Annotated in this window: 21 protein-coding genes; 7 read left to right on the top strand and 14 right to left on the bottom strand. The window is 69.2% G+C overall.

What is annotated here, in order from left to right; all coding sequences use genetic code 11:
- Positions 1-88 precede the first annotated feature (88 nt).
- The 6 genes from PKE75_RS01870 to PKE75_RS01845 form a co-directional block, all read right to left on the bottom strand.
- The gene (locus PKE75_RS01870; RefSeq protein ID WP_271166992.1) at positions 89-1,195 is read right to left on the bottom strand and encodes a DUF1513 domain-containing protein; all 1,107 of its coding nucleotides are present in this window, start codon (positions 1,193-1,195) and stop codon (positions 89-91) included.
- Positions 1,196-1,200: 5 nt separating this feature from the next.
- Positions 1,201-2,250: an imelysin family protein gene (locus PKE75_RS01865; RefSeq protein WP_271166991.1), complete on the bottom strand. Its 1,050-nt coding sequence runs from the start codon at positions 2,248-2,250 to the stop codon at positions 1,201-1,203.
- 23 nt (positions 2,251-2,273) lie between these two features.
- Positions 2,274-3,497, bottom strand: a complete 1,224-nt coding sequence (locus tag PKE75_RS01860; protein WP_271166990.1) for a di-heme oxidoredictase family protein — start codon at positions 3,495-3,497, stop codon at positions 2,274-2,276.
- Positions 3,498-3,583: 86 nt separating this feature from the next.
- A complete protein-coding gene (locus PKE75_RS01855) occupies positions 3,584-5,053 on the bottom strand; it encodes a multicopper oxidase family protein (protein ID WP_271166989.1) in 1,470 nt (489 codons plus the stop codon).
- 184 nt (positions 5,054-5,237) lie between these two features.
- Positions 5,238-6,512, bottom strand: a complete 1,275-nt coding sequence (locus PKE75_RS01850) for an imelysin family protein (protein WP_271166988.1) — start codon at positions 6,510-6,512, stop codon at positions 5,238-5,240.
- A 276-nt stretch (positions 6,513-6,788) separates the two neighbouring features.
- Complete coding sequence (locus PKE75_RS01845) at positions 6,789-7,961, bottom strand: Mrp/NBP35 family ATP-binding protein (protein WP_271166987.1); 1,173 nt, start codon at positions 7,959-7,961, stop codon at positions 6,789-6,791.
- A 124-nt stretch (positions 7,962-8,085) separates the two neighbouring features.
- Between PKE75_RS01845 and mobA the strand changes: the two genes are divergently transcribed.
- The 4 genes from mobA (at position 8,086) to PKE75_RS01825 (ending at position 11,108) form a co-directional block, all read left to right on the top strand.
- Positions 8,086-8,706: a molybdenum cofactor guanylyltransferase gene (mobA, locus tag PKE75_RS01840; protein ID WP_271166986.1), complete on the top strand. Its 621-nt coding sequence runs from the start codon at positions 8,086-8,088 to the stop codon at positions 8,704-8,706.
- 100 nt (positions 8,707-8,806) lie between these two features.
- On the top strand, positions 8,807-9,613 hold the full coding sequence (locus PKE75_RS01835; RefSeq protein WP_271166985.1) for a lysine/arginine/ornithine ABC transporter substrate-binding protein: 807 nt from the start codon (positions 8,807-8,809) through the stop codon (positions 9,611-9,613).
- Positions 9,614-9,645: 32 nt separating this feature from the next.
- Entirely contained in the window at positions 9,646-10,392 is a 747-nt protein-coding gene (locus PKE75_RS01830) for an ABC transporter permease (RefSeq protein WP_271166984.1), read from the top strand.
- Positions 10,389-11,108, top strand: coding sequence for an ABC transporter permease (locus PKE75_RS01825; RefSeq protein WP_271166983.1), 720 nt, complete (start codon positions 10,389-10,391; stop codon positions 11,106-11,108). The genes PKE75_RS01830 and PKE75_RS01825 overlap by 4 nt, the downstream gene beginning before the upstream one ends.
- A gap of 25 nt (positions 11,109-11,133) precedes the next feature.
- On the opposite strand, the gene PKE75_RS01820 is transcribed toward PKE75_RS01825, so the two are convergent.
- The 5 genes from PKE75_RS01820 to PKE75_RS01800 all read right to left on the bottom strand — a co-directional run bounded on the left by PKE75_RS01820 (position 11,134) and on the right by PKE75_RS01800 (position 13,935).
- Positions 11,134-11,565: a periplasmic heavy metal sensor gene (locus tag PKE75_RS01820; RefSeq protein WP_271166982.1), complete on the bottom strand. Its 432-nt coding sequence runs from the start codon at positions 11,563-11,565 to the stop codon at positions 11,134-11,136.
- Positions 11,566-11,567: 2 nt separating this feature from the next.
- Entirely contained in the window at positions 11,568-11,999 is a 432-nt protein-coding gene (locus PKE75_RS01815) for a hypothetical protein (protein ID WP_271166981.1), read from the bottom strand.
- A 1-nt stretch (position 12,000) separates the two neighbouring features.
- A complete protein-coding gene (locus PKE75_RS01810) occupies positions 12,001-12,636 on the bottom strand; it encodes a sigma-70 family RNA polymerase sigma factor (RefSeq protein ID WP_271166980.1) in 636 nt (211 codons plus the stop codon).
- 28 nt (positions 12,637-12,664) lie between these two features.
- Positions 12,665-13,189, bottom strand: coding sequence for an EF-hand domain-containing protein (locus PKE75_RS01805; RefSeq protein ID WP_271166979.1), 525 nt, complete (start codon positions 13,187-13,189; stop codon positions 12,665-12,667).
- A 77-nt stretch (positions 13,190-13,266) separates the two neighbouring features.
- Positions 13,267-13,935, bottom strand: coding sequence for a uracil-DNA glycosylase family protein (locus tag PKE75_RS01800; protein WP_309298798.1), 669 nt, complete (start codon positions 13,933-13,935; stop codon positions 13,267-13,269).
- Between the two features lie 74 nt (positions 13,936-14,009).
- Between PKE75_RS01800 and PKE75_RS01795 the strand changes: the two genes are divergently transcribed.
- Complete coding sequence (locus PKE75_RS01795) at positions 14,010-15,569, top strand: sensor histidine kinase (RefSeq protein ID WP_271167252.1); 1,560 nt, start codon at positions 14,010-14,012, stop codon at positions 15,567-15,569.
- Positions 15,570-15,572: 3 nt separating this feature from the next.
- Here PKE75_RS01795 and PKE75_RS01790 read toward each other — a convergent pair whose 3' ends face one another.
- A complete protein-coding gene (locus PKE75_RS01790; RefSeq protein WP_271166978.1) occupies positions 15,573-16,319 on the bottom strand; it encodes a YebC/PmpR family DNA-binding transcriptional regulator in 747 nt (248 codons plus the stop codon).
- Positions 16,320-16,740: 421 nt separating this feature from the next.
- Between PKE75_RS01790 and PKE75_RS01785 the strand changes: the two genes are divergently transcribed.
- Together PKE75_RS01785 and PKE75_RS01780 are read left to right on the top strand one after the other, a co-directional pair.
- Positions 16,741-19,035 carry an FdhF/YdeP family oxidoreductase gene (locus PKE75_RS01785; protein WP_271166977.1) on the top strand — a complete coding sequence of 765 codons (2,295 nt, stop codon included), beginning with the start codon at positions 16,741-16,743 and terminating at the stop codon, positions 19,033-19,035.
- Positions 19,032-19,337, top strand: a complete 306-nt coding sequence (locus PKE75_RS01780) for a hypothetical protein (RefSeq protein ID WP_271166976.1) — start codon at positions 19,032-19,034, stop codon at positions 19,335-19,337. Before PKE75_RS01785 ends, PKE75_RS01780 begins: the two co-directional genes overlap by 4 nt.
- 148 nt (positions 19,338-19,485) lie before the next feature.
- On the opposite strand, the gene PKE75_RS01775 is transcribed toward PKE75_RS01780, so the two are convergent.
- Both PKE75_RS01775 and PKE75_RS01770 read right to left on the bottom strand, forming a co-directional pair.
- On the bottom strand, positions 19,486-20,310 hold the full coding sequence (locus PKE75_RS01775) for a TIGR00282 family metallophosphoesterase (RefSeq protein ID WP_271166975.1): 825 nt from the start codon (positions 20,308-20,310) through the stop codon (positions 19,486-19,488).
- Entirely contained in the window at positions 20,310-20,921 is a 612-nt protein-coding gene (locus PKE75_RS01770; RefSeq protein ID WP_271166974.1) for a 5-formyltetrahydrofolate cyclo-ligase, read from the bottom strand. The genes PKE75_RS01775 and PKE75_RS01770 overlap by 1 nt, the downstream gene beginning before the upstream one ends.
- Positions 20,922-20,926 lie beyond the last annotated feature (5 nt).

Here is a 20,926-nt window from a genome sequence, read left to right as displayed (position 1 = left end):
TCCGTTCGCTTCATGGCGGACCAACCCCGTCGCGGGCCCGGCCCGTATCACCTAGGGCGGGGAGCGGCCACGGCGCGCGAAAACGCGGTCAGACCGGCAGAAGCGCCAGATGGTTGTCCCAGCGCAGCCTCCCCATCCGGCGGTCGACGATCGCCGCTCCCCCGTCATGCGCCGCGATCCGGATGATCTCGCCAAGGCCGTTGCTCGCGACAAACCGGCCGGGCTCCGCCTCCGCGACCAATCCGCAGCAGTCCGGGATCGCAACGATCCCAAGGACGTCCTCGGTCCAGATGTCGAACACGGCGACGATGCCGCCCTTCGGGCTCGACGCCGCGACGTAGCGGCCGGAGCGGTCGATCGCAAGCGTCCCGACATAGCCCCCGAAGCGGGCGTTGATCGCATAGCCCGGATCGAGCCATCGGAGCCTGTCGCCGTCGAGCCGCGCGATCAACGGGTGGTCATGCGCGCCAGCCTGCGCGTCCTGCGCTGCGACCAGCACGTCTCCCGACGGCGTAAGCGCGAGATGGCGCAGCGACAACGTCGCCGAGTCGTCGCCGACCTCCGCCACCCGGTCGACGGCGCCGGTGAGCGGATCGAGCAGCGCGAGGTTCGAGCGCGCGCGGGTGCGCCCGAGCGCCGCGATTCCCGGCTCGCTCTTGGGCTCCTTCGCGCCGTTCGCCACCGCCACGAAGCGACCGGTCGGGAGCAGTTCGTGCGGCCCGACGCCCGCGGAGCGGCACTCGGCGCTCGCCCGGTAACCTCCCGCCACGTCGCGCGTCACGACCACGCCGTCGCCGGTCTCAGCGTCGATCTCGGCGGAGAGAAAGATGCGCCCGTCCGCGCTGTAGGCGCCGTGACCTGAGAAGCGACGTCCGGGGGTCGCGTTGAAGGTCGTGCGGACGGCGCGGCCCTGCCCGTCGAGCACCATGGCGATGTCGGAGGGGCGGCGGCCGACGCCGACGGCCTCGCGTCCGTCCGGCCGCGCGCTCAACGCGTGCATCCGCACCGGCGTGATCGCGCCCGGCGTCTCCTCCAGCGCTTCGTCCAGCAGGCCGACCCGGAAGGCGCCCGATATGTCGACCGATGAGCCGAGCAGCCGCGGGACGGCCTCGTCGGCTCGCGTCCGGAACGGCGCGAAGCCCGCGAGGGCCGCCGCCCCGAGCCCGTGAAGGACGTGACGCCGCGTCAAGCTCATGGCCGTCAGTCCCCGTCGAGCGCGTTGAAGCCGAGCGGGACTCCAAGCGCAGGAGCAAGGTTCTTCACGAGATCGTTCTGCGCCACTTTCAGCGCCGCGACCGCGGCTTCCAACGTCTTGCGGCGCTTCGGATCGGCGGCCGCGTCGCCGAGATCGTCCGGCAGCTTCGCGACCGCGGCCTCGGCCGCCGCGAACGCCTTGCCGTCGACCGCCGCCACGTCCTTCGGGGCGGCGGCGGCGAAGGCCTTCGCCATGGCCGCGAGGCTCGCGGTCGAAACCTTGATCGCCCGCGCCGAGCGTCCGGAGCGCCAGCCTTCGGCGGCCTTCGGCCGCGCCATGTCGGGCGCGCCGCCCATCACGGGGAGGATCTTGAGGTCGTTCACCCGCTGGATGCCGCCGGCGAGATCCGTCATCAGCCGGGCCGCGGCCTGCGCCGGGTCGGCGAAGTGGACGGGGTCGCCCTCGCCTTTCTTCAGCCGAGCCAGCGGGCCGGTGTCGGAGCGCCATTCGTCCACGACGCCGCTCGCGATCGAGGCCAGATTTCCCGCGATGGCGACGCCGACCCGGCAGCGGGTCTTCGCGTCCGCGTCGTCGGTCTCGTAGAGCAGGCGCTCGAGCGCCGGAAACCCCTGTCCCGCGACGCTGACGCCTTGGATCGTCTCGACGGAAATGTCGCCATTTTTCGCGCGACCTTCGAGTTCGGCGAGGGATTTCGCGACGACGTTGCGACGATCGGGCGCGAAGAAAATGCGATCTGCGCGCAGGCCGACGCTCATCGGTCCCGTGGTGACATGCTCGATCGTCGCCCAGCCGTCCGCGGCCGCGGCGTAGCGCTCGCGCAAGGTCTTCAGATCCGGCGCAAAGTCGCCGTCGGCGCAGGCCTCGCCCCAAGCCTTCGCCTGGTCCGCGGTAGAGCGCTGGAAGCTTTCATAGCGCGGCATCAGGTAGGTTTCGATGATGCCGATCGCGAGCGGGCCGGGCGGCGGAGGTTCCGTCAGCGCGAGCGCCGCAGGCGCGGTCGACAGCATGGCGATAACAGCGAGACCGAGCCTCATGGAGCGCTTCCTGCCAGACAGGGTCAAAGACGGTTAACGAATTCGAGCAAGGCGTTACGCTCGCTTTCGGACAATTCTGCGAAACGTGATCGCGCGCCCGCCGCCTCGCCTCCATGCCACGCCACGGCGTCTCGCACAGACGCAGCACGGCCGTCATGCAGCAAACCCGACCCTTGCGCCAGAGCGCGCGACAGACCCCAGAGCGGCGCCGTGCGCCACTCGGAGGGGGCTGCGGAGCCCTCTCCCATGCCGCCGTCGAGATCCGGCCCCATGTCGTGCAGCAGCAGGTCGGTATAGGCGTTCGCCTCGCCGCCGCCCTTCAACGCGAGCGACGGCGCGTGGCAGGCCCCGCAGCCCACGGAGGCGAACAATCTCGCGCCGCGCGGATTGTAAGACGCCGCCGGCGGCGGAGCCAGATGGTCGAGATAGGCGACGAGCCGGGTCATCAGGGGCTCAGCGACCTCGGTTTCACCGGGGTCCGCCCCCATCGGGGCCGCGCGGCAGGCGGTTTGCTCCGGCGTGCAATCGCCGGCGGAATCGGGACGGAGCGCGGTCGACAGGCCGATGTCGAGCGCGAAGGCGCTCGCCGCCTGCGCCTCCAGCGTCGGCTCGGCCGCCTTCCAGCCGAAGCGGCCGATCGCCGGCCCCGCAGGCATGACGATCCTGTTGGCGCGGCCCGAAACGCCGTCGCCGTCACGATCGTCGGCGTCCTCGCGGGCGAGGATCGCGGCTTCGTCAACCCGCTCGATCAACCCGACGCCTGCGAGCGACGGCGCGACGCGCGGCGACAGTCGGGTCGTGGCCGCGGGCTGGCCGTAACCCCAGTCGGCGACGCTCCATTCGGGCGTCGCGATCCTGCCGATCGACGCCGTTGCGAAGCTGACGACCGCCCGGCCCTCCCCGGCGGCGCCACTCACGCCCTGCGGCTGGAGCTCCGCGCCATAGACCGGGTCGGGCGCGCCCGCCGCGTCGCCGAACCGCACCACGAGGCCCGGATGGCTCGCCGGATCGTCGCGGCCGAGACGGAATGTCGTGCGCCCGCCGCTGCCGGCATGGCAGCTCGCGCAGGAGCGCGCGGCGAACAGCGGGCCGAGCCCGTCGGCATGTTTGGTGGAGGCCGGCGCCTGCACCCACATCCGGTCGAACACCGCTTTGCCGATCGCGATGTCGAGCCCGCCGGTCGCGGCGGCGCCGGCCGTGGCGGTCAGCGCTCCGGCGAGCAGCGAAAACGCTGCGAGCGCAGGCAAACTTCTCTCCCGCTTGCGAAGAAGGGTTGGGATCGGGCGTGGTTCAGAAAGGGATGCGGTGGTTTGGCGTCGAGCGGGCGGCGGCATCACACGACCCTGATGTAGCCCATCATGCCGGTCTCCTGATGCTCGATCAGGTGGCAGTGGACCATCCACGCGCCGACGCGGTCTGCGACGAAGGCGATGGTGATGCGGTCGTTGGGGGTGAGCAGGACGGTGTCGGCGAAATGCACTGGCAGGTCCGCGCGCGTCGACTTGATCACCTTGAAGGTGAAGCCATGCAGATGGATCGGATGGACGTGCGGCGTCTCGTTGGTGAGCTCCGCGACGTAGGTGCGGCCCTCGCGCAGCGTGAACAGCGGCGGCGGCACGCGGCTGTGGTCGCCGCCCGGCCAGGACTGCCCGTTGATGCTCCAGTTGGTCTTCGAGGCCGCGCACAGGCTGTCGAGCATGGCTTCCGCCAGCGGATCGCCGGAGTCGGCGGAGGTCGCGAGCGCCGCCTTGCCGCCGGATGCGGTCGCGAAGGCGAAGCTGAGGCGATCCGCGCCCTTCAGCTTGGGCTCTGGCACGGAGCTCCGGCTCAGCGGCGCCGGGTCGAACGCGCGGGCCTTCCTGGCGTCGCCCTTGCCCACGAAGGTCGCGAGCGTCACGGGATCGGCCGCGAAGAAATCCATCAGCCGCCCCTCGGCGCCGGCGGCGGGCGCCCGCACGACGACGTCGAGCCGCATAGCGGGGCCGAAGCGCCATTCGCGCAGCGGAAACGGCGCGATCGGATTACCGTCGATTGCGATGATCGCGGCCTCCATGCCCTCGAAGCCGACGCTGCCGACGCGGGTCGAATCAAGGTTCAGCAGGCGCAGCCGCACGTCGCCGCCGGCCGGAAGCTCCATTCGGGGCGCGATCTCGGCGTTCGCGGTGCGCACCGTTCCGAAGGTGCCTGCGCGAAGCTCGCCGCGCGTGGTCGTGAACGGCAGGTAGCCGCCCGTCTCCACGTCTAGCCGCCAGTCTTTCAGCACGATCGCGATGTCGGCGTCGTAGGCCCTGGTCTCGTCGCCTTCGACAATCATGACGCCCGCGAGCCCGCGTCCGAGTTGCGCGGCGGTGTCGCAATGTGGATGGAACCAGAAGGTGCCGGTGTCCGGCGGCGTGAAACTGTAGGCGTGGCGCTCACCCGGCTTCACCGGGGCCTGTGTGATGTAAGGCACGCCGTCCTGGTCGTTCGGGATGCGCAGGCCGTGCCAGTGGATCGAGGTGTGCTCGGGCAGCTGGTTCTCGAACTCGATCGCGAGGCTCTCGCCCTGGGCGAGCCGCACGAGGTCGAACGGCGCGTCGCCATAGGTCCAGACCCGGCTCGCCGGGCGGTCGGCGCCCATCAGTCTCAGCGTGCGCTCGGCCGCGACCAGCGACACGCGCTTTTCGCCGGAGGCGGCCGCAACCGTGCGCGCGGGAAGCCCGGCTGGCGCCTTGGCCTGCCCGCGAACCGACAGCAGCGCCGCCCCCGCGACGGCGAGGCCGCCGCCGAGGACGACTCTACGGGAGATGGCGGTGTTCGGCATGGTCTTCACGCTGGCACGTCGCCCGGTCCGCGGCGCCGTGTCCCGGCCTTGAGCCAGGACCCGGAACCGCCAAGTCGGGACTTATGAAGCAGCAAGGCCGCCGCGTTCATCGCGGCGACCTCAGCGTGTCCGGGTCCCGGCTCGAGGCCGGGACGCACGCAGAGACCAAGCGGTCGCGGAGCCGTTACTGCGTCACCTTGTCCGGCGCGTCGAGGCTGTCGGATCCCTCGACGGTGATCTTCACGCCAAGCTTCGCCACCACCGCTTCGATGCCGTGGGTCTGCGCGACGAGGCCGTCGATCACGTCCTGGACGACCTTGTTGCCGTCCGCGTTGCCCTCGCCGATCATCTGGTCGTAGGCCTCGACGGTCTCGCCGCGGGTCTTCATGACCTGAGCCTTGGCCAAGGTGTCGGCGAACAGGTCGTCGAGCTTCTTCGCCTCGTCCGGCGACTTCGCCTCGGCGTAGGTCTTCGGCGACGGGCCCTCGACGACCGTACCGTCGAGACGGGTGTACTTGCCCGCCCAGATCTCGGTCATGCCGACGATGTCGTAATAGTGCGAGTTGAAGGTGTTGTCGGAGAAGCAATCGTGCTCTTCCTCGGGGTCGTGCAGGATGAGGCCGAGCTTCATCCGCTCGCCGCCAAGCTCGCCGTAGGAGAGGCTGCCGAGGCCGGTGAAGATCGGGGCGAGCGCGCCAGCGCCCTTGCGCTTCAGCAGCGCGGTGCGGGCCTTGCCCTTGGGCTCCCAGAGCTTCTCCATGTCGGTCAGGTCGTCGACCAGAAGGTCGGTCGCGACCTTGAGATAGGCTGAGCGGCGGTCGCAGTTGCCGTGGGTGCAGCCGTCGCCCTTCACGTAGTCGGTGGCGGGACGGTTTCCGGCGCCGGGGCCGGTTCCGTTCAGGTCCTGGCCCCACAGCAGGAACTCGATCGCGTGGTACCCGATCGCGACATTGGACTCGACCTCGCCCGCCTCGTTCAGCGACTCGAGCAGCTTCTTGTCGATCTTGGACGCGTCGATCGTCTTGCGGCCGATCTTGATCTTCGGGTTCGCGATGACGTTCAGCGTGTAATAGGGGTTCTCGTCCGAGGTCTTGCCGTACTTGTCGTCGACGTAATCGATCAGGCCCTCGTCGAGCGGCCAGGCGTTGACCGTGCCCTCGAGGTCATCGACCGTCTTGTTGCCGAAGCGGTAGCCCTCGGTCTGCTGATAGGGCACGCGCGCCGCCTTCCAGGCCTCGCGGGCGTCCTTCAGCGTCGCGTCGGTCGGGTCGGCGAGGAACGCGTCGACCTTGCCCTGAAGGGTCTTGGCCGTCGTCACCGCGTCGCCATACATCGCCTGCGCGATGTCGGCGTAGGTCTTGGCGACGTCCTTAGGCGACGGCGCGTCGGCGTAGGCGCCTCCGGCGGCGAGCACGGCGAAGCCCGCCCCCGCGAGCGCCGCGATCCATCTGCTGGTCATTATTTTGTCTCCCTGGGCCCCATCGGAGCGCGTAGCCCGTCGCGCCGGCGCGGCCACTGGCCGCCGCCTGCATCGCGACGACCGCACGGAGAACCTGCATCACGCGGATGTCAATTGGACCCTAAGGCTCTTTGAATGAACGGCTTTTTCTGAGCCATCATCGAGTTGGAATAAATCCAGTCTGCGTGGATCCCGGGCGGAGCAAAGCATTTGGCCCAGCGTCACGACACCCACCTGCACCGGTCCTCGGGCCGGCTCTCCCCGCGAAGGAAAGCGTCATCGTTCGATAACGATCCGCGGCGCGGCGCGGGGCGGGGCGCCGGTCGAGAGCCGCGTCCACAGCGCTTCGGCGATGCGGCCATAGGCTTTTGCGTATTCGGACTCCGGCGCCGACGCCACGATCGGCGCGCCGGAATCCGAGGTTGAGCGGATGTCGAGCGCGAGCGGCACTTCTCCGAGGAACGGCGTCCCCATAGCCTGCGCCTCGGCGCGGGCGCCCCCATGTCCGAACAGATGCGCGTGGTGGCCGCAGTTCGGGCAGTCGTAATAGCTCATGTTCTCGACGATCCCGAGGATCGGCACGTCGACCTTCCGGAACATGGCGACGCCGCGCCGGGCGTCCGCGAGCGCAAGATCCTGCGGGGTCGAGACGATCACGGCCCCCGCGAGCTTCACCCGCTGCGCCATGGTGAGCTGCGCGTCGCCGGTGCCCGGCGGCATGTCGACGACGAGGATGTCGAGCTCGCCCCAGGAGACCTCGGTCAGCATCTGGGTCAGTGCCGACATCACCATCGGGCCGCGCCAGATCATCGCCGTGCCGGCGTCGACGAGGAAGCCGATCGACATGATCTTGAGGCCCTGAGCCTCAAGCGGCTTCATCATCCGACCCTCGACCTCGGGCTTCGAATGCAGGTTGAACAGGGTCGGCACAGATGGGCCGTAGACGTCGGCGTCCATGAGCCCGACGCGTAGGCCTTGAGCCTTCAACGCCAGCGCGACGTTCGCGGCGGTGGTCGACTTGCCGACGCCGCCCTTGCCGGACGCGACGGCGACGATGTGCTTGACGCCGGGAATTCCGGCGCCGCTGGAGCCTGCAGGCCGCGCCGGAGCAGCGGCCCCCGCCGGCGCATCGCGCGCGCCGCGGGACATCATCGGCGACTGATGCCGCGTCGTCGGCGGGGGCGGCGTGGAAGAGCCCGGCGCGCGTTCCGCTGTGAGCGCCACCAGCACGTCGGAGACGCCCGGCACCGCTTTCACTGCAGCCTCCGCCGCCCGGCGGATGCTCTCGACCGATCCGGCGCGCTCGGGCGTGGTCTCGATCGAGAAGATCACGCGAGCGCCGACGACCGAGATTTTCGACAGCGCGGGAGAGGCCGCGAGGCTCGGCGCGTCGTCGGGCGCGGGAACCGTGCTCAGGGCCCGCCGCACGTCCTCCTCGGTCACCGCCATCACTCGTCTCCTCGCATGTCCGCCGCGCTATGGACCTTCCGGCGCGGCGCGGTCAAATGACTTGAGGCGCCGCCGTCCGAAGGACAATGGCGCCCAACGCGGAATGCGGGTGAAGGACCGGAACTTGACGCCAGCCCCCCTCCTCCCACAGCCGGTCGCCTCGATCGCCGGCCTCGTGCTGATGGGCGGTCGCGCCACCCGCATGGGCGGCGGCGACAAGGCTTTGCTGATGCTTGGAGACAAGCCGATCCTAGCCTACGCGCTGGCGCGCTTCGGTCCGCAGGTCGGTCCGCTCGCGCTCTCCGCCAACGGCGATCCCGCCCGGCTCGAGGCTTTCGCCCTCCCGGTGCTCCCCGACCTCCCGGATGGTCCGGAAGGCCCGCTCGGCGGTGTCTGGACGGCGCTCGCCTGGGCCGCTTCGCTGCCGGGCGTCACGCATCTCGCCACCATCCCCGGCGACGCGCCGTCTCCGCCGGGCGATCTCGTCGTCCGCCTCGCGCGGGCCGCGGGGGGCGACGCGGCCATCGCGGCCAGCGCGCGCGGCGTCGAGCCGCTGCATGCGCTATGGCCGGTCGCGAGCCGGGGGCTCCTCGAAAGGCTGATCGCCGACGGCGTCCACTCGCCGAAACGTGCGCTCGAGCTCGTCGGGGCCACGACGGTCGCTTTCGACGAACCGGATGCTTTCCTCGACGTCGATACGCCCAATGATCTTGCACGCGTAAAAAAGCTGCACGGGATGGCGTAACGTCGCCTTGCCGCCGCTTTCCGCGAGTGGAATGGTCGTCAGAGGCCTCAGGGGAACGGACCGTTTCGGCGCCCCGCCGGGCTTGGGGAGAAACCACAGCATGCGCCTGGCCCTGGGTGTTTCGCGGCGCGCGCTCTGCGCGACCCTCCTTGCTCTGATCGCGGCGAGCCTCGCGCCGCCCTCGCTGCAGGCCAAGGAATGGACGACGATCAGGATCGGGACGGAGGGCGCCTATCCGCCATTCAATTTCGTCGATTCCAACCAGCAGCTCCAGGGCTTCGACATCGATATCGCCAAGGCGATCTGCGACGAGGAGAAAGTCACCTGCGAATTCGTGGCGCAGGATTGGGATGGGCTGATCCCGGCGCTTCTCGCAGGCAAGTACGACGCGATCTTCGCCTCGATGTCGATCACCGAAGAGCGAAAGAACGCGATCGCCTTCTCCAACAAATACTATCAATCCCCGGCTCTCTTCGTCGCCGACAAGAAGAACGCCGCGCTTGTGCCGACCCCGCAAGCGATGGCCGGCAAGACCATCGGCGCGCAGAGCGCGACGGTCAGCGCCAAATATCTCGACGGAGTGTTCGCCCCCGCCGGCGCCGAGATCAAACTCTACGCCACCCAGGACGAAGCCAATCTCGATCTCGCCTCGGGCCGGGTCGACGCCGTTCTCGCCGACAAGGTGGTGATGCTGCCCTGGCTCGAGAAATCGCCCGACGGCCGATGCTGCCAGATGATCGGCGCGGACGTGAACGATCCGAAATATTTCGGCGAGGGCATCGGCGCCGGTCTGCGTAAGGACGACCCGGATCTCAAGGCTCTGATCGACAAGGGCATCGCCGACATCCGGGCCAACGGCGCCTATGCCAAGATAAACGCCAAATACTTTCCCTTCAGCCTGTATTGAGGAGGGGGTAGCGCGCGGGAGAGCGACGGCGGGTGAGCGAGGCGCTGGCGTCTCTCGCCTATGGGCCGGACGGCTGGGGGGACGAACTTCTCTCCGGGCTCTGGCTCACTGTCCGCCTCGCGCTGACCGCCCTGCCCTTCGGGCTCGGGATCGGGCTTGGCGTCGCGCTCCTGAAGGATTCGCGCTCCTGGACCGGCCGTCTGTTCGGCGAAGCCTACACCACCGTCTTCCGCGGCCTGCCTGAACTGCTCACGATCTTCATCGTCTATTTCGGGGCGCCGCGCCTGCTGAGCGCGTCGGTCGCGTGGACGGAGCGGCTGACGGGGCGCGAGCCGTCGGGCTTCGCCGCGGCGGTCGACGGCTTCACCGCCGGCGTCGTCGCGCTCGCGCTCGTCTTCGGAGCGTTTTCGAGCGAGGTCTTCCTCGGCGCCATCCGCGGCGTTCCCGGAAGCCAGCGGGAAGCGGCGGAATCCCTCGGCCTGTCGCGCTTCGCGACGTTCCGGCTGGTGATCCTGCCCCAGGTCTGGCGGCTGGCGCTGCCGGGCCTCACCAACAACTGGCTGGTGATGCTCAAGGACACCTCTCTGGTCTCCGTCATCGCGCTCGCCGAGCTCATGCGCCAGTCCGACGTCGCGGCGCGCGCGACGCATGAGCCGTTCCTGTTCTACCTCGTCGCCTGCCTGCTCTATCTGGGGCTCTCCGGTCTCTCGACCGCCGGCGCCCTCTGGCTCGAACGCCGGGCCGGCCGCAGCTTCGCCTCCGCGGCTCGCCAAGGATGACGGCGGCGGATTTTCTGGGCTCGGCGGGGTTCGACCCCGTCCTGCTCGATCAGTACGGCCCAAGCTTGCTGCGGGGCCTCAGGACGACGCTGGCGTTGGTCGCGATCTCCGTCCCGCTCGGCTTCGCCCTTGCTTTGCCGCTCGCTTTCGTCCGCGTCGAAGGCGGCCCGCTGCTCCGCGCCGCGGCGACCGGCTTCACCGGTTTCTTCCGGGGCACGCCCCTGCTCGCGCAGCTCTTCCTGCTCTATTACGGCGCGGCCCAGTTCCACGGCGCGCTTCAGGCGGCGGGAGTCTGGTGGATGTTCCGCGACGCGTTCTGGTGCGCGATCCTGACCTTCACCCTCAACACCGCGTCCTATCAGGCGGAGATCCTGCGCGGCGCGGCGCAGGCGATCCCCGCTGGCCAGATCGAGGCCGGCCGCGCGCTCGGCTTCGGGCAGTTCGGGATCTACCGGGCGATCGTGGGTCCGCAGGCGCTCATCCTCGCGCTTCGCCCGCTTGGCAACGAACTCATCCTGATGATCAAGGCGAGCTCGCTCGCGAGCGTCGTCACGGTCGTCGACCTGATGGGCGCGAGCAAGCGGGCGTTCTCCGGCTCGCTCGATTTCGAGGTCTATCTCTGGGCCGCGCTGATCTATCTCGCGCTGGTCGAGATCGTGCGCCGCATCTGGAACGCTCTGGAGCGGCGGATGACGCGCCACCTGCGAACCGCCTGACCACCAAGCCCGAAGATCCGGCGCGTCAGTCGCCGCCTTCGGATCTGTCAATCTTGGCGCGGTCGCCCTCCGCCACGTCGGGCAGCGCCTCGATGATCGCGGAGTGGATCACCTTCTGGAAATCTGCAGCCTTTGCGCGCGCGTCGGCGAATGCGGCGTCGACGCGGGCGGCGTCGAACGGGACGTCGCTCATCGCATCGCGTGTCGCGCGACGGGCGATCTTCATCTCGTCGAGGGCGTTCTTGAGTTCGTCGCGCCGCGCCTCGAGCTTCTCCCGCACGGCCTTGGCGACCGTCGGCGGATAGCGGCCCGAAACGAAGTTGATCGTGGTCTCGACCGTCCGCGGCGGCGGCTTCGGCCGAAAGCCGACGAAGCCCAAATAGCCCGCGCCGATCAGATTCGCCGCCAGCGAAACCGCAAGCAGCGCATAGAGGAGGCTGTTTGGGCGACGCGTCATCGTCACAGGTCGCCGTCCACCAGCGAGACCTCGAAGGCGGCGCCGAGATCGAGATTGGCCACGGTGGCGCCTGTCTGCTGGGGTTCGGCGAACGCGCCGAGCGCAACCCCGACCGCGAGCGCCGCGACGCAGAAGCTCGCGCCGGCGAAACCAAAGCGACCAGGCGACCCCATCAGCCATGAAAACCTGTCGGCCCGGCGTGCGGCGACCTCTCCGACGATGCGGAACGCCAGCCCGTTCGGCGCCTCGGCCTCAGCCGCGCGCTCGACGAGCTCCGCGAGCAGGTTCGCCTGTTTCTGGATGCGCCGCGCCTCGGCCGAGCGGGCGAACAGCGCGCGCGCCTCGGCGGCCTCGCGCTCCGGCCAGTGCGAGAGAGCGGGCCCGTAGGCGTCGAAGCGGAGGCTAAGCGTCTCTAGAGCCGCTGAATCAGTCATCTCACATCTCCCCACGCGCGGCGAGCTTGCCGCGCAGCGTTCGCCGCGCGCGCACCAGCATGGATTCGACAGCCTTTTCGGTCGTTTGCAACACGGTCGCGATCTCGGCGTTGGAGCGTTCGCCGTCTGCCGACAGCAGCAGCGCGGCGCGCTGGCGGGCGGGCAACTTGCCGATATCGATCCTCAGCGCCGCCATCTCGCCGCGACCCACGATCGTGCGCTCCGGCCCGACATCGTCCGACGGCGGATCGAACGCGTCGGCGAAGGGCAGAAGACGGCGGATCCGCCGCCTGCGGTCGTGGTCGACGCAGAGATTCACGACGATGCGGTGGAGCCAGGTCGAGAACCGCGCGCCGCCCGGGGTCCAGCGGCCGGCGGACCGCCACACTCTCCAGAACGCCTCCTGGACGATATCCTCGGCCTCGCCGGCCGCGCCGGTGAAGCGGTGGGCGAGCGCCTGGGCGCGGGGCGAGTGCCGGGCGACGAGCCGCGCGAAGGCCCGTTGGTCGCCCTCCGCGACGCGCGCCATCAGCGCATCGTCCTCATCCGCCGCGGCCCTCTCAGGCCGCGCCGGATCAAATCCCGGCACCCGGCGTACGCCGGGAGCGGAACTGATGAGGCTGATCGCCGCCGTCATGCCGCACTCCCGCCCCCTGCGCATCCCATCAGTTCGCGGAGTCGCCGGCCTTGCCGGCCCCCGTCTCCGCCCGCTTCTCGCGATGCGCGAGGAAAGCGTCAAGCTCGGCCTTCGTCACCGTCTCGTTCTTGTCCTTGTCGGCGCGGGCGAGCCAGCGGGGCTCGGCGTCGGAGAACTCTTCCTTCGTCACCTTGCCGTCGCCGTTCTTGTCGGCGCGCTTCAGCCGGGCTTCGGCCATCTCGCCTGCCTTGCCGCCGCGCTGGGAGGCCCTCTCGGTCATCGCCTTGATCTCGTCGGCGTCAAGCACGCCGTCATGGTTCTTGTCCATGCGGTCGAAGGCCTTGCCGAGCGTCGCCTGAATCTCCGCGCGGTCGAGCGACCCGTCCTTGTTCTTGTCGAGGGCGGTGAAGCGCTTCTCGATTCGCGCGTTTAACTTCTCGACGCGCTCCTTGCGGGCGGTCGCGTCCTGATCGTCGGCCGCCTTGGCGGCGACCGATCCGGCGGTGGTCGCCAGAAGCGCGGCGACGAGCGAAGCTGCGATGGTGCGGACCATGTTGAACTCTCCTGTCTCGCATGTCCCCATGTCACGCCCGGGGTCCCCCGGCCCTGCGCGGCGCGGTTCAAAACGAATCAGGCGTCGAGCAGCGCCCGCACCATCCGGCGGAGCTCAGGCGCGGTCTCAGCCTCGAACCAGGGATTGCGCTTCAGCCAGACATTGTTGCGCCAGGAGGGATGCGGCAACGGCGCGACGACCGGCAGCCCGGGCCGCGCGATCAGCCGGCGCCAATCCGCAACGGCGGCGCCGAGGCTGGGTCCCGCCTCGCGCCCGAGATGCCAGATCTGCGCCGGGCGGCCGACCGCCAGCACCAGCTCGACCTTGGGGAGCTCCGCGAACAGGGCCGCCCTCCACGCCGGCGCGCATTCCTTGCGGGGCGGAAGGTCAGATCCATCTGGCGTCTGGCCGGGAAAGCAGAAGCCCATCGGCGCGATCGCGATCCGCCCCTCGTCATAGAACTCCTCGGGCGTCAGCCCGAGCCACGCCCGCAGCCTGACTCCCGATGGGTCGGAGAACGGCACGCCGCTCGCATGCACCCGCGTCCCCGGCGCCTGCCCGCAGATCGCGATCCGGGCCGTCGCTCGCGCGCGCACGACCGGTCGCGGCGGATGCGGCAGAGGACGGCCCCTCGGCTGGTCGCGGCAGATCGTGCAAGCGTGGATGCGCGAGAGCAGCGCCTGGAGCCGGTCGCCCTCTGCGTCCTCAGGTTGATCGACAGCATTCAATTCGACCGGATCCGTCAGCACGGTCTTAATCGTTTCGCAGCCATGGTCGGAGTTCGACGCGGACTCCCGGCAGGACAGGCTGACACGTGGACATGTTCGACCTTCCGGCGGACCGGATGTCCGAGCGACGGCCGAACGAAACCTCCGACCGCCGGCGGTCGGTGACGGCGAAGGTGCGCGCCGCGCGCGAGCGACTGACTTCGACCAGCGGCACGCGCCCGGCTTTCGACCTCGAACTTGCCCGCATCTACGCGCATAACCGGCTCTCCGCCTTGGCCGTGGTGCTCGCGCTCGCCGCGGCTATAACCGCGGTCGCGACCATCTGGATCGAGCCGCGGGTCGCCCTCACCTGGCTCGCGGTCGTGCTGGCGGGGCATGCGGTCGTCGTGTTCTTCGCCCGCCGCTTCCAGCGCGCCGAGCGCAACGCGGCCGACATTCGCATCTGGCGCCTGCGGTTCGCCGCCGCCGAACTCGTCAACGGTCTCGCCTGGGCGTCGATCGTCATCCTGCTCGGCCAGGCCGAGATCGCCAGCGAAGCGGCCCAGGTCGTGTCGCTCTTCGTCATGCTTGTCGGCGTCGCGGTCGCCACCATGCTCGCGGCCAGCATTCCCGCCGCAGTCTTCGCCGGCACCCTTCCGATCGCCGCCATCGTCATCGTCGTCTACTCGCTTCGCGGCGGGGCCGCCTCGAGCGCCGTCGCCGCCATGACCGCCGGAGCGGAGATCTACTTCCTCCTGCTCGCCCACAGGCTCTACCGCAACACCCTCGAGACGCTTGAGTTCCGCGCCGAGAAGGACGCGCTGATCGGCGAGCTCGAACAGGCCAAGGCGAACTCCGACGACGCCCGTCGCCGCGCCGAGGAGGCCAACCTCGCCAAGTCGCGCTTCCTCGCCACCATGAGCCACGAGCTCCGAACACCGCTCAACGCCATCCTCGGCTTCTCCGAGGTTATGAAGTCGGAGATTTTCGGCGCTCACGTGACGCCGACCTACAAGGAATACGCCGGCGATATCCACGACAGCGGCCAGCACCTGCTGAACCTCATCAACGAGATCCTCGACCTGTCGCGCATCGAGGCCGGCCGCTACGAGCTGAACGAGGAAAGCGTCAATCTTGCCTACGTGGTCGAGGATTGCCGCCATCTGCTCACGTTACGCGCGAAGAATCGCGGCATCACAATCCGCGAATCTGTCGAACCTGGCCTTCCGCCGGTCTGGGCGGACGAGCGGGCGATGCGCCAGATCACGCTCAACCTGCTGTCGAACGCCATCAAGTTCACCCCGCAAGGCGGCGAAATTCGCCTGAAGGTCGGCTGGACCGCGTCCGGCGGTCAGTATGTTTCGGTCGCCGACACCGGACCCGGCATCCCGGAGAACGAGATTCCGACCGTGCTCGCCTCTTTCGGGCAGGGGTCGCTCGCCATGAAGAGCGCCGAACAGGGAGCGGGCCTCGGCCTACCTATCGTGAAGGGCCTGATCGACCTGCATGGCGGCTCGTTCTCGCTGAAGAGCAAGCTGCGCGAGGGCACTGAGGTGATCGTCGCCCTGCCCGCGAGCCGCATCATCAGCGCGCTCGCCCCGGTGCCGGAGAAGGCCACCCCCGCCCGCAACCGCGCCGAGACGCCGGCTGCGGCGCTGAGGCGTGCGGGCTGACGCTCAGGCGTCGAGCTTGGCCATGATCTCGTCGGAGATCTCGTAATTGCCGTAGACGTTCTGGACGTCGTCGTCGTCGTCGAGCGTGTCGATCAGCTTCAACAGCGAGATCGCCTTCTCCTCGTCGAGCGCGGTGGTGACGTTCGGCCGCCACGTGGCCTTTACCGACTCCGCCTCGCCGAGCGCCGCTTCGAGCGCCTTGGAGACCTCGCCGAGATCCTCGAAGGCGCAGGTCACGACGTGGTTCTCGTCGTCCGATTCGACGTCCTCGGCGCCCGCTTCGATCGCAGCTTCGAGCACAGCGTCCGCCGTGCCGGCCTTCGCCGGATAGACGATCTCGCCGACACGGTTGAACATGAAGCCGACCGAGCCCGTCTCGCCCAACGCCCCGCCGGACTTCGTAAAGTAGGATCGAACGGCCGAGGCCGTGCGGTTGCGGTTGTCGGTCAGCGCCTCGACGATCACGGCGACGCCGCCGGGCCCATAGCCCTCGTAGCGGACCTCTTCATAGTTGTCGCCGTCGGCGCCGGACGCCTTGGTGATGGCGCGCTGGATGTTGTCCTTGGGCATGGACTGGGCCTTCGCGGCCTGGATGGCGAGGCGCAGGCGCGCATTCATCGCCGGGTCGGGCAGGCCCGCCTTGGCGGCCACCGTGATCTCGCGGGCGAGCTTTGAGAACAGCTTCGCCCGGACCGCGTCCTGGCGGCCCTTGCGGTGCATGATGTTCTTGAACTGCGAATGCCCGGCCACGGGTCGCCTCCGACGGGGTGCGGACGCGCTCGGGTCGCCAGATCGGCGCGCGCGGCGAGCGTCCGGCGCATGGGAAAGGCGGCCTTATAGGACCCGCCCCGGCCGAAAGGAAGAGCGGCTGCACCGCGAGGCCTTCAGGTTCGGCTGAAGACCGTGGCGGATCTCTTCTGAAAACACAGTGCGCCGCAACGCGACGGCGGAACGAGCGCTCTTCCGACCTCGGCTGGTGACGATCAAACGATAGAGATCTTCAATCGAATGCGCCCTACCCATCGATATAAAATCCCGATCGAGCCATCGAACCATTTCATTTCCAATTGCGTCACTTTTCGGCCTTTTATCTTGAAAGACAGCGGCTTCGCGCGTACATCGCGAACACCGTTGGTCAGTTTGGCCCGATCCTCGATTATCGGAAAATGCTATGACGAATGTCGCCCCTCCTCTGAAGCGGTCTCACGCTGCGGGCGGCTGGGGCGCCCTTCGCAGTTGCGGTAAGCATCTGTTGAGGAGCGGCTCGGCCATCACCGGCGCGATGACGCTTCTCAAGGCGAACCAGGCCGACGGCTTCGACTGCCCGGGCTGCGCCTGGGGCGATCCGGAGCACGGCTCGTCGTTCGAGTTCTGCGAGAACGGCGTGAAGGCGGTCTCCTGGGAGGCCACCGCCCGCCGCGCGACGCCGGCTTTCTTCGCCGAGCATACGGTGAGCGCGCTGCGTGGCTGGACCGACTACGACCTCGAGAACGTCGGCCGGCTGACCGAGCCGATGCGCTATGATCCCATGACCGACCGCTACGTCGCGGTGACCTGGGACGAGGCCTTCGCCGGCATCGCGACCGAGCTTCGCGCGCTGAACAGCCCGAACGAGGCGGAGTTCTACACCTCGGGCCGCGCCTCGAACGAGGCGGCGTTTCTCTACCAGCTGTTCGCCCGCGCCTACGGAACCAACAATTTCCCCGACTGCTCGAACATGTGCCACGAGGCGAGCGGCGTCGGGCTCATCCAGTCGATCGGCATCGGCAAGGGCACGGTGCTGCTGGAGGACTTCCACCACGCCGATGCGATCATTGTGATCGGCCAGAACCCCGGCACCAACCATCCGCGCATGCTGGGCGACCTGCGCAAGGCCGCGATGCGCGGCGCGCGGGTCGCCGTGCTGAACCCGGTTCGCGAGCGCGGCCTCGAGCGCTTCGCCGATCCCCAGGACAAGATCGAGATGATTCGCGGCGGCGCGACCTCGATCGCGAGCCACTATTTCCAGCCGAAGCTCGGCGGCGACATGGCCGCGATCCGCGGCGTCGCCAAGATCGTGTTCGCCCGCGACGACGCGGAGCGGGCAGCCGGCCGTCCCACGCTGCTGGACGAGGCGTTCCTCGCCGAACACACGGTCGGCCTGGACGCCTGGCGCGCGGAGGTCGAGGCGACCGCCTGGGGCCACATCGAGGACCAGTCCGGCCTGACCTATGACGAGATCGAGACGCTGGCGGAGGTCTATCTCGGCGCCGAGCGCGTCATCGCCACCTGGGCTATGGGCGTCACCCAGCACAAGCACTCGGTCGCGACCGTTCGCGAGATCGCGAACCTGCTGTTCCTGCGCGGGCATGTCGGCCGCGAGGGCGCGGGGCTCTGCCCGGTGCGCGGCCACTCCAACGTGCAGGGCGACCGCACGGTCGGCATCAACGAGAACCCGCCGGCCTGGCTGCTCGACAATCTCGACCGCGAGTTCGGCATCGTCAGCCCGCGCGCGCCCGGCCACAACGTGCTGCACGCGATCCACGCGATGGTCGAGGGCCGCTCCAAAGCCTTCATCGGCCTCGGCGGCAATTTCGCCCGCGCGACCCCGGACACCGAGATCGTCACAGCGGCGCTCCGCAGCTGCCGGCTGACCGTCCAGATCGCGACCAAGCCGAACCTCGGCCACATGGCGGTCGGCGAAGTCGCCTATCTCCTGCCGTGCCTCGGCCGCACCGAGATCGACCGCAATCTCGCCGGCAAGACGCAGATCGTGACCGTCGAGGATTCGATGAGCATGGTCCACGGTTCCGGCGGCATCAACAAGCCGGCGTCGCCCCACCTCAAATCCGAAGTCGCGATCATCGCCGGCATCGCGGCCGCGACCCTGGGCGACGCGATCGACTGGGCCGCGATGGCCGAGGATCACGACATCATCCGCGACCGGCTTTCGCGCGTAATCCCCGGTTTCGAGGATTACAACGAGCGGGTCCGCAGGCCGCGCGGCTTCCATCTCCGCAACTCCGCCGCCGAGCGCGACTGGAAGACGCCGTCGGGCAAGGCGGAGTTTTCGCCGGCCCCCCTGCCCGTCGAGATCGAACACCAGGCCGCGCGCAAGCGGAAAGGCCAGTACGTGCTGCAGACGTTCCGCAGCCACGACCAGTACAACACCACGATCTACGGCCTCGACGACCGCTATCGCGGCGTCTACGGCGAGCGCCGCGTGGTGTTCGCCCATCCCGACGACATCGCCGCGATGGGCGCCGAGCCGAACGCGCGGGTCGACGTCATCGGCTCCGCAGACGACGGCCGGACCCGCGTCGCCGAGGACTTCCGCCTCGTCGCCTACGACATCCCGCGCGGCTGCGTGGCCGGCTACTATCCTGAGCTGAACTCGGTCGTGCCTTTCAACAAGGCTGGCGACGGCAGCGACACGCCGCTGTCGAAGTCGGTGATGGTGACCTTCCGTCAGCGGGCCGCGGCGTGATGGACGAGGCGGACGCCTTCATGGCCGAGGTCGAGGCGATCGTCGCCCGCGCGCCGGAACTGTCGCCGCTGCACGCCGCGGTTATCGCCGCGCTCGACCAGGGCGTAGCCTCGGACAGCAGGACCTTCGCGAAGGTGTTCGGCGTGGCGCACGCGCTGACGCTGCGGGCGATATCGGATCTCAGCGACGGCTTTGGTCTGATCGAGGAGACCGCCCGGGACCCTCGCACCCAGCGCGCGCGATTGGCGCTGACCGAGGCCGGGCGCAGGCTCGTGCCTCACCCGGCGCCGATCGCGGCGTAAGGCGTTAACGCCCAGTATAAAACGCGACGTCGTCCTCCGGCTTGACCGGAGGACCCATCTCGGGCGTCGAGCGCTACGCTCGGGCATGGGTGGTCCGGTCAAGCCGGACCACGACGAGCTCTATTCGGAAAAGGGTGGCGGCCGCGACCTACCTCTCCCAGAACTCCGGGATCGCCTCGCTCAGGACTCCGCCGACGCGCACCGGCGCGCACTTCGTCGCGAGCCCCCGCCCGTCGATCTCGACGGCCAGCCCCGACAGCGTCCCCTCTCCCTCCGCAGGCTCGAAGCGGCCGGAGGGCAGCTTGGTGAGAAAGCGGTGGATCGGCTCGTCCTTCTTCATGCCAAGCACCCCGTCATAGGCGCCGCACATGCCGGCGTCGGACATGTAGGCGGTGCCGCCGGGCAGGATGCGGTGGTCGGCCGTCGGGGTATGGGTGTGGGTTCCGATCACCAGGCTGGCGCGGCCGTCGAGGAAATGGCCGAACGCCTGCTTCTCGCTCGTCGCCTCGGCGTGGAAGTCGACCACCACGGCGTCGGCGCCCTGGCCCAGCGGGCAGGCCTCGAGCTCGGCGTCGATCTTGCGGAACGGATCGTCGAGCGAGGTCCCCATGAAGACGTTGCCCATGACGTTGACGACCAGCACCTGAGCGCCGTTCCTCGCCTCCACCATCGTCGCGCCGCGTCCGGGCGTGCCCGTGGGGAAGTTGACGGGGCGCACCAGCCGCTCGGCGCGCTCGGAGAACACCAGCGCCTCGCGCTGGTCGAAGGCGTGGTTGCCGAGCGTGACGGCGTCGCAGCCGGCGTTGAGCAGATCGTCGTAGATCGCCTCGGTGATGCCGAAGCCGCCAGCGGCGTTTTCGCCATTGATGACGACGAGGTCGAGCTTCCAGCGCTCGCGGAGCGCAGGCAGCCGCTCGGAGACCGCGATGCGGCCGGCGCGGCCGACGACGTCGCCCAGGAACAGAAGACGCATCAGGCGGTGGCTCCGGGGGTCGCGAGGAAACCGTTCTCGGTAAGGACGCCGTCGAGCGGCTGGTCGAAGGCGTCGGTCGGGACTTCGTCGACCTCCTGCAAGGCGAAGGCGAGGCCGATGGCGCGCGCAGGGGCCGTGGCGCGCAGCTTCTCGAGCGTACGATCGTAAAAGCCGCCGCCATAGCCGAGCCGGAAGCCGCGGCGGTCGAAGGCGGCGAGCGGCACGAACAGGATGTCAGGGATGAGTTCCGGCGCGCTCGGCGGCGGCTCGAGCAGGCCGAACCGCTTCTCCTCCAGCGGTTCGCCCGGCCGCCAGCCGCGGAAGACCAGCGGCTCGGCCTTGGCCATGATCACGGGCAGGCAAAGCCGCGCGCCGGCCTCGTGAAGGCGCCGCAGCAGCGGCGCCGTGTCGATCTCGCCCCTGATCGAGACGAAGGCGGAGACGACCGCGCCAGGCGCGCGTCCAGCGATGTCGGCCGCCGCGTCAGCGATGGCGGCGCCTGCAGAGCGACGCGTATCGTCGGGAACTGCCGCCCTCCGCGCGAGCACGTCGCGGCGAAGGGCCGCCTTCTGGGCGGCGGCGGCAGGCGGCTGAAACGTCGGCTGGTTCATGAAGT

The sequence above is a fragment of the Hansschlegelia plantiphila genome (assembly GCF_027922265.1).
Taxonomy (GTDB): domain Bacteria; phylum Pseudomonadota; class Alphaproteobacteria; order Rhizobiales; family Methylopilaceae; genus Methylopila; species Methylopila plantiphila.
Note: the sequence above shows the minus strand (reverse complement) of the source record. Positions and strands in the feature narration are given on the sequence as shown.